We start from the raw sequence: 810 nt of genomic DNA, 5'->3' as shown, positions 1-810 counted from the left end.
ATTATTTACAATTATTAAGTTTTAAATTTGTTTTATAAAAATAATTATTCTGGTGGTGGCAGTGATATTTTTAAGAGATTTGCATGTTCCTGTGTAATATCCTCCTCAGCATATTTTTCCGGTTTGGGCTTTTTTCCATCAAATTTAACATTATGGAAAAAGAATTTCTTTGCTGATGGGTCGGCTGTAAATAATCTTACCTCCGGCAAGGACATTATGTACTCCATTGAGGATTCATCTAGGGTTGAAAGCTGTTTTGTCGCCAGCCATGTCCTGACATGAATTAAAAGGGCATGTTTATAGCCAGCATTTTTAAGTGCTGTTAGGGTGCTGTTGAACATCTTAGCCACATCGCTCATTTTTTGTTCCCCTCCAAGAGCAATGTAAACTGCGTCATAATTTTCACGCGTTATTTTTTCAGCGGTTTTATTTATATCATTATCATAATCAAAGACATTTATTTTATTTTCAGAATAGCCGTATTTATCAAGGTATGCCACAGCTGCAGCAGCGGATATGGACTCGCATATTCTATCAGGATAGCTTATTATTGCTATTTTTTTAAATCCCTGAAACTCATAAATTCCAACCAGCCTTCCTGTCAGAGCCCTTAAATAAACCTCCTGTTCCAGTGATGCCCTGGAAGATGTTTCTCCTGCCATAACTAATAATAGATATCATAAATATAAATTTATTCATTTTTTGTTAGTATAAAACATTGTAAATATAAATTTAGAACCCTAATTTTACTGGATATTTACCTGATATTACAATTAAAATTATGAAACGAAATTAATAATAAAAAAGATC

General features: G+C 32.7%; 1 protein-coding gene. It reads right to left on the bottom strand.

Annotated elements, in window-relative coordinates:
• Positions 1-44 precede the first annotated feature (44 nt).
• Positions 45-662, bottom strand: coding sequence for a hypothetical protein (locus AOG54_RS04245; protein WP_048102357.1), 618 nt, complete (start codon positions 660-662; stop codon positions 45-47).
• Positions 663-810: the final 148 nt, after the last annotated feature.

The sequence above is a fragment of the Acidiplasma aeolicum genome (genome assembly GCF_001402945.1).
Taxonomy (GTDB): Archaea; Thermoplasmatota; Thermoplasmata; order Thermoplasmatales; family Thermoplasmataceae; genus Acidiplasma; species Acidiplasma aeolicum.
Note: the sequence above shows the minus strand (reverse complement) of the source record. Positions and strands in the feature narration are given on the sequence as shown.